The organism is Microbacterium sp. AR7-10 (assembly GCF_001878835.1).
Classification (GTDB): Bacteria; Actinomycetota; Actinomycetes; order Actinomycetales; family Microbacteriaceae; genus Microbacterium; species Microbacterium commune.
Genome location: NZ_MJIR01000004.1, coordinates 1 through 6,966, shown reverse-complemented (window position 1 = coordinate 6,966; position 6,966 = coordinate 1). Strand labels below are relative to the sequence as shown.

The 6,966-nt window shown below is 69.0% G+C and carries 7 protein-coding genes and 1 pseudogene; 5 read left to right on the top strand and 3 right to left on the bottom strand.

Features of this window, described 5'->3' with window-relative positions:
- Both BFN01_RS00645 and BFN01_RS00640 read right to left on the bottom strand, forming a co-directional pair.
- The coding region (locus BFN01_RS00645) for an HNH endonuclease signature motif containing protein (protein ID WP_177243768.1) at nt 1-247 on the bottom strand (247 nt) is incomplete at its 3' end.
- Nucleotides 244-1,368: a DUF222 domain-containing protein gene (locus tag BFN01_RS00640; protein ID WP_083428558.1), complete on the bottom strand. Its 1,125-nt coding sequence runs from the start codon at nt 1,366-1,368 to the stop codon at nt 244-246. The genes BFN01_RS00640 and BFN01_RS00645, both read right to left, overlap by 4 nt.
- A gap of 205 nt (nt 1,369-1,573) precedes the next feature.
- Here BFN01_RS00640 and truA point away from each other — a divergent pair, with 205 nt between their 5' ends.
- The gene (gene truA / locus BFN01_RS00635) at nt 1,574-2,422 is read left to right on the top strand and encodes a tRNA pseudouridine(38-40) synthase TruA (protein ID WP_071640484.1); all 849 of its coding nucleotides are present in this window, start codon (nt 1,574-1,576) and stop codon (nt 2,420-2,422) included.
- A gap of 63 nt (nt 2,423-2,485) precedes the next feature.
- Nucleotides 2,486-3,154 (top strand): endonuclease/exonuclease/phosphatase family protein, encoded by a 669-nt coding sequence (locus BFN01_RS00630; RefSeq protein WP_071640488.1) that lies wholly within the window; start codon nt 2,486-2,488, stop codon nt 3,152-3,154.
- A gap of 538 nt (nt 3,155-3,692) precedes the next feature.
- On the opposite strand, the gene BFN01_RS00625 is transcribed toward BFN01_RS00630, so the two are convergent.
- Entirely contained in the window at nt 3,693-4,688 is a 996-nt protein-coding gene (locus tag BFN01_RS00625; protein WP_071640483.1) for a DUF559 domain-containing protein, read from the bottom strand.
- A 498-nt stretch (nt 4,689-5,186) separates the two neighbouring features.
- Here BFN01_RS00625 and rplM point away from each other — a divergent pair, with 498 nt between their 5' ends.
- The 3 genes and pseudogenes from rplM to BFN01_RS00610 all read left to right on the top strand — a co-directional run.
- Nucleotides 5,187-5,633 carry a 50S ribosomal protein L13 gene (rplM, locus tag BFN01_RS00620; protein ID WP_071640481.1) on the top strand — a complete coding sequence of 149 codons (447 nt, stop codon included), beginning with the start codon at nt 5,187-5,189 and terminating at the stop codon, nt 5,631-5,633.
- A gap of 29 nt (nt 5,634-5,662) precedes the next feature.
- Nucleotides 5,663-6,148, top strand: coding sequence for a 30S ribosomal protein S9 (gene rpsI, locus BFN01_RS00615; RefSeq protein ID WP_071640480.1), 486 nt, complete (start codon nt 5,663-5,665; stop codon nt 6,146-6,148).
- A 17-nt stretch (nt 6,149-6,165) separates the two neighbouring features.
- Nucleotides 6,166-6,966 (top strand): annotated as a pseudogene (locus BFN01_RS00610) (phosphoglucosamine mutase); the annotation flags it as partial.

The following is a 6,966-nucleotide window of genomic DNA, read 5'->3' as shown; positions in this document are numbered from 1 at the left end:
AGACAGGTGTCATCCCTGCGTGCTCGGCAGCGCCGGGGAGATCCTCGGCTGCGGACGGGAACGACGACTGTTCACCAAACAACAGAAACTCGCGCTCGTCGACCGAGGCGGCGTAGGCGCGATGTGCGGGCTCCCACCCGTTGTCGTGGATGCGATGGTGACAGGTGGAGCAGAGCAGGATGCCGTTGGTGAGGTCGGTGGGCCCGGTGTCTCGGTTCCACCAGTCGATGTGGTGCACCTCGGTCATGTGGGGTGGGAGCCCGCACATCGCGCATCCGCCGTCTCGGTCGACGAGCGCGAGTTTCTGTTGTTTGGTGAACAGTCGTCGTTCCCGTCCCCAGTCGAGGATCTCCCCGGCGCTGTCGAGCACGCAGGGATGACACCGCCCGCGGCGGCCATGCGCCGGATGGCGGTGACGGAGAGGGGTTGGTCGATACCGTCGATCGTCCCGGATCCGGTTCCGGCGTCCAGGTCTGCGGCGTTGATGCGGACGATGACGGTGGCGCCGCTCACGGGCATCCGGCTGTCGCAGTCGAGCATGTGGGCGCAGAACAGGGTGAGGGCGTCGGCGCGCATCATGGTGACGGTGCGCTGATCGGCATCCGCGCCACCCGCATCCACGACCCCCGCAGTGTCTTTGCGGGCCTGGAACTGCGCGGTGACGTATCCGTCGATCGCCGCTTTGATCGGCGCGCCCTCTTCGACCGGGGTGATGAGGTTCAGGTGCAGCATGCCGTCGCGTTCGAACATGCTCAGCGACCGTGCCGCCCGGCGCTCTTCCTCCCGCGCTTCGAGCCGGTCGTCTTCGAGCACGGCTTCGGCGCGTGTGACCAGCCGGCGCACGTCATCCAGCGACAGCCCCACCGCCCGCTGGACGAGTTGCTGTTCGACGTCGGCGACCAGGGTCTTGTCGGTGCCGATGCGGGCCCGGTCGAGGAACTCCACGATCAGTGCCGCCCCTGCCCCGCCCAGGCGGCCGGAGGTCACCGCGGCCTGCACGGCGGGGTATTTCGCCGGAGCGGGCTCGCCGAGCAGGTTCTGCCGGGGCGCGATCGCCTCCCCGACCTTCAGCAGCCGGGCGGCATCTCCGGCGCTGGTGCCCGTCGTCGTCGCGATGAGCTGGGCGGTGTTGCGGAACCCCTGCTGTTTCGCCAGCGAATCGGCTCCCAGCTCCGGCCGGGATTCGTGCGCGATGGCCGCGGCGACGTCGGCCTGCAGCGCATCCAGCGCCCGACGCGCCGACCCGATCGCGCAGGTCACCGCCACGAGGTCTGACCGGTCGAGGTCGGCCGCCGTCGAGGCATCCGCCCACACCCCCGCGAGAGCCGTGACGGCTTCTCGCAACGGGTCCAGGGCTGGTGCTGACATGTGAAAAGCCTAAACCTCGGCCAACCCCAAGTCAAGCAAAACTACGAAGAAAAGTCTAGAACTTATCCACAACTATGGTAACTATATACGAATGCATGCGACGGTCGATCACGCACCATATGCAGGACCCCGCAGACATTCCTCGCCGGGGGCCGCGTCGGCGACCGGCTCCGTCCCGGCCGAGGCTCGCGTCTAGGCTGGACGGGTGCGCATCCGCCTCGACATCGCCTACGACGGCACCCATTTCCGCGGCTGGGCGAAGCAGCCGGGCCTCCGTACGGTGCAGGGCACGCTCGAGGCGGCGCTCGCACGCATCCTCGGCTCCGAGGCGCAGCTGGTCGTGGCCGGGCGGACGGATGCCGGGGTGCACGCCGCCGATCAGGTCGCGCACGTCGATCTCGACGACGCGCAGTGGTCTCGCGTGCAGACGCGCCACGGGCAGGCCGCCACGGATCCGGCGGGGTCGCTCGCCCGGCGCATCCGGGGTGTGCTCGGCAGCTATCCCGACGTGACCGTCACCCGCACCAGCGTCGCGCCCGAGGGCTTCGACGCGCGCTTCTCGGCCGTGTGGCGGCGGTACCTCTACCGACTGGCCGACGCGACCGTCGGCTACGACCCGATGCGCCGCAACGACACCACGACGATCCGCGCCGCTCTCGACGTCGAGCGGATGGATGCCGCGGCCCAGACACTCATCGGCCTGCACGACTTCGCCGCGTACTGCAAGCCGCGCGAGGAGGCGACGACGATCCGCACCCTGCTCGACTACCGCTGGACGCGTGACCGCGACGGTGTGCTCGTCGCGGCGGTGAAGGCCGACGCGTTCTGCCACAGCATGGTGCGCGCGCTGGTCGGCGCGTGCGCGGCGGTGGGGGAGGGCAAGCTCGAGGTCGCCGATGTCGCGCGCCTGCGCGACGAGCTCACCCGCACCAGCGCGTTCAAAGTGCTGCCCGCGAGGGGTCTCACCCTCGCCGAGGTCGGATATCCGGCCGACGAGCTGCTGGCATCCCGCGCCGAGCAGACCCGCGCCCGACGCGACCGCGACGACGGTTAGTGCGGTGCGGGCCCGCGGCGCAACCCCGTCGCGCGCTCGGATCCCGGCGGTAACGTGTCGGACATGAGAGTCATCTCGTACAACCTTCGCAAGCACCGTGCCGCGACTGAGCTCACCGGCTTGGTGACCGAGCACGACCCGGACATCCTCTGCCTGCAGGAATGCGACACGGCGGCGCTTCCGGATGCGATCGAGGGGCTGTCTCTCGTGCACACCACCAGCGGCAACAGGCTGGGTCTTGCGATGTATCTGCGCAGCAACACCTTCCAGGTTGAAGAGGTGCGCACGATCGGGCTGAAGAAATCGCTGCACGACCGGGTGCTCAAGCCGGCGCACGAGCGGGTGCTCGGGGCGCGGCTGCGCGACATCGACGCCGGGCGGGGACTCATCGTCGCGTCGTTCCACGCGGCCCCTCTCACCGCGCTCAACTCGCTGCGTCGCAACCAGATCAGGTCGGCGCTGGATGCCCTGCAGGAGCTCGGACCCGGGATGCCCGTGCTCATGGTCGGCGACTACAACTACCCCGTGTTCAAGGAGAGCCTCGGTCAGACCGTGCGCGAGCACGGGTACACCCTCACCCTCAGCGACGACCGCACGTACACGCGGTACCGGGTGTTCAAGGGCCACTACGACTTCGCGACCTCGGTCGGGTTCGACATCTCGAAGATCACGACTCTGCCGCAGGCCACGAGCGATCACCGCCCGATCCTGGTGACGGCTGAGGCCGCGTAACTCGGGCCTCTGGGCCTCTGGGCCTCTGGGCCTCGGTGTCCTCGCCTCCCGCCGGGTGGTCCCATATGGTCGCGTCGGCGCACGGGATGCGGCCATTCGGGCCCACTCGTGTGGGGCGGGGGTGCTGTGGAGCCAGTTCTCCCGTCCGGGGTGGTCCCATATGGCAGCGTCAGCGCGTGGGATGCGGCCATTCGGTCCCACTCGTGTGGGGCGGGTCCTCGGGGTTCTCGCCTCCCGTCCGGGGTGGTCCCATATGGCCGCGTCAGCGCGTGGGATGCGGCCATTCGGGCCCACTCGTGTGGGGCGGGGGTGCTGTGGAGTCAGTTCTCCCGTCCGGGGTGGTCCCATATGGCCGCGTCGGCGCGTGGGATGCGGCCATTCGGGCCCACTCGTGTGGGGCGGGGGTGCTGTGGAGTCAGTCTTCCCGCCGGGGTGGTCCCATATGGCCGCGTCGACGCGTGGGGATGCGGCCACATCGGCCCACTGGAGGAAGACGCCACCGGCGCGGGGCGAGCGTGAGAGGGGCCGCGAGCACCACTCAGAGTTCGGGACGCCAGCCCCGCCGAATGAGCACCTCGCGCACGATACGAGCAGCGGTCCGCTGCGTCCGGATGTCGTGCGCGGTCAACCGCACGACCTCCCAGCCGGCGCTGGCGTAGTCCCGGTACTTCTGCAGATCGCGATTCCACTGGTGCTTCGACGAGCGGTGATGATCGCCCTCGATCTCGACCACGAGGCTGTACTGCCGGTACACGAATTCCGAGATGCCCAATCTCCGGCCTCGCGCGTCGAAAATCTCGACATCGAGCTCAGGCTCCGGCAGCCCGGCGTCCTCGGCATCGAGCCGGTAATCGGTCTCCAAGGGCGATGAGCAGCCGACCCGGATCCGCTCCAGCGCGGCGCGCAGCTTCTTCAGCCCCGGCCGAGACCCCGCGTCGATCGACGCCTGCAATTGCTCGATCGTCGCCCCGGCCCGCTCGGGATGGCGAATGCCTCGCTCGTCGCGGGGAATGCCGACGATCGCGTCGCCGAGGATGATCAGCTTGCGCTCACTGAGATCGCGACCGAGCATCGCCCAGGTGCTGGCTGGAGACGAGGCCGGGATGCCGTCGACCACGTCGATGTCGACCAGATGAGATCTGATGGTGCGTCCCTTGACGCCGCGCCCCTTCGGCGCCCGTCGCGGAGCGAAGACCGCGACGTCGAGATCGCTCGATGCGGTCGCCGGGTAGCCGCGCAGCACGGCGGCGCTTGCGCCGCAGATGAAGCTGCCCGGAGCGGCGACCTGCAGGTAGGACAGCGCCTTGGAGTGCATGAGGCGCGTGCTCGCACGCGTGAGGGCGAGCGGTTCCGTGTCGCGGCGGATCGCGACCTTCTCCGCCGCGATGTCGGCGACCGTGCGGCGGGCGCCGTGGAACGGCCGGGCGAGGTCCTTTGCTCGCATGCGGCCGCGTGTCAGGCCCGACTCGCGCCCACACTCGACGCTGAAATGCACGCCGAGCTCAGTGGGCAGGCGGCTCGGCGTGATCGGCATCCATCCACTCTCGCGCCGACCTCCGACTCGCGAGCCTGCTGGCCCCGCGCCCCGTGAAGAAGCCGACGAAGACGACGCATGTGGAGGATGAGGGCGCCACCTCGGGCGGGCCCGTATGGTCGCCTCGCGCGCGGGGATGCAGCCATATGGGCCCAGCAGCGGTAGGGGGGCGTGACGAGTGGGGGCGCGATCACCTCGGGTGGGCCCATATGGTCGCCTCGACGCGCGAGGATGCAGCCATTCGGGCCCACCCGGCGGGCAGACGGCACCCACCGCCCTCGTTCGGCACCCACCGCCCTCGTTCGGCCTCCACCGCCCAAGTTCGGCCCCCGCCCCCGGATGCTGTAGCATTGACCCTTGGTGTGTGACCAACTGCGGTCGCACCCGCGAACGTGAGCCCTCCACTGGCGCGTGTTCCGGCTCGGATCATCGAGACGGAACCCACCCCGGAGTGGGATTCACGAACCTCTCCGTTCGAATCAAGAAAGCAGCACTATCGTGACGCGCACTTACACCCCGAAGGCCGGGCAGGTCCAGCGTGACTGGATCGTCATCGACGCCACTGACGTCGTTCTCGGTCGCCTCGCCTCGCACGCCGCAGCAATCCTGCGCGGCAAGCACAAGGCAACCTTCGCACCCCACGTCGACACCGGTGACTTCGTCATCATCGTCAACGCCGAGAAGGTCGCCCTCACGGGCCAGAAGCTCCAGAAGAAGATGGCGTACCGCCACTCCGGCTACCCGGGCGGCCTGACCGCCACGAGCTACGCCGAGCTCCTCGAGAAGCACCCGGTTCGCGCCGTGGAGAAGGCCGTCCGCGGCATGCTCCCGAAGAACACCCTGGGTCGTCAGCAGCTGTCGAAGCTCAAGGTCTACGCAGGTGCCGAGCACCCGCACGCCGCTCAGCAGCCCACGCCGTACACCCTCGACCAGGTCGCGCAGTAAGCGCCCCTCAGATTTCAAAGGACATACTCGTGGCTGAAATCCAGGACACCACCGAATTCCCGCAGACCTTCTCGACCTCGAGCCCTGAGGCTGAGGTTCAGGAGTCGGCTCCCCGCCCCGTGCTCTCCGTTCCCGGTGCCGCTGTCGGCCGTCGCAAGCAGGCCATCGCCCGCGTGCGTCTGGTTCCCGGCTCGGGCACCATCACGATCAACGGTCGCACGCTCGAGGACTACTTCCCGAACAAGCTGCACCAGCAGCTGATCAACGACCCCTTCACGGTGCTGAACCTGCAGGGTGCGTACGACGTCATCGCCCGCATCTCGGGCGGCGGCGACTCGGGTCAGGCCGGCGCGCTGCGCCTCGGCATCGCTCGTGCGCTGAACAACATCGACGCCGAGAACAACCGCCCGACCCTCAAGAAGGCCGGCTTCCTCTCGCGCGACGCCCGCGTCATCGAGCGCAAGAAGGCCGGTCTCAAGAAGGCCCGCAAGGCTCCGCAGTACTCGAAGCGCTGATCCGCACAGTCCCTCCTATGGCACTGTTCGGAACGGACGGCGTGCGGGGGCTGGCCAACGGTCAGCTCCTCACCGCCGAGCTTGCGCTCCACCTGGCCCAGGCGACTGCTGTCGTCCTGGGCCAGGGCCGTATCGCCGACGCGCGTCGCACCGTCGGCAAGCGGCTCACGGCCGTCGTCGCGCGGGATCCGCGCATCTCGGGGCACTTCCTCAGCGCCGCGGTCGAGGCGGGTCTCGCCTCGTCGGGCGTGGATGTGCTGGATGCCGGCACCCTGCCCACGCCGGCCGCGGCCTTCCTCATCTCAGACGTCGACGCCGATTTCGGCGTGATGATCTCGGCCTCGCACAATGCGGCTCCCGACAACGGCATCAAGATCTTCGCCCGCGGCGGGGTGAAGCTGCCCGACCTCGTCGAGCAGCGCATCGAAGAGCACATCGAATCGGGCGAGAAGCTGCAGCCCACCGGCGGCGACGTCGGTCGCGTCATCCGGTTCGCGGATGCCGAGGACCGCTACGTCATGCACCTGCTGGCCTCGCTGCCGCATCGCCTCGACGGCATCCACGTCGTGCTCGACTGCGCCAACGGCGCAGCATCCGGTGCCTCGCCCGAGGTCTTCACCGCGGCGGGCGCGAAGGTGACCGTCATCGGCGCCGACCCCGACGGTCTGAACATCAACGACGGTGTGGGGTCGACGCACCTCGACAAGCTCGCGGCAGAGGTCATCCGCGTCGGAGCCGACGTCGGCATCGCCCACGACGGCGATGCCGACCGCTGTCTCGCCGTCGACGCGCAGGGCAACGTCATCGACGGCGACCAG

Excerpts from the sequence above, each read along its gene's own strand:
- BFN01_RS00640 (WP_083428558.1), bottom strand. The coding sequence starts at position 1,368 with ATGTCAGCACCAGCCCTGGACCCGTTGCGAGAAGCCGTCACGGCTCTC.
- BFN01_RS00630 (WP_071640488.1), top strand. The coding sequence starts at position 2,486 with ATGAGAGTCATCTCGTACAACCTTCGCAAGCACCGTGCCGCGACTGAG.
- BFN01_RS00625 (WP_071640483.1), bottom strand. The coding sequence starts at position 4,688 with ATGCCGATCACGCCGAGCCGCCTGCCCACTGAGCTCGGCGTGCATTTC.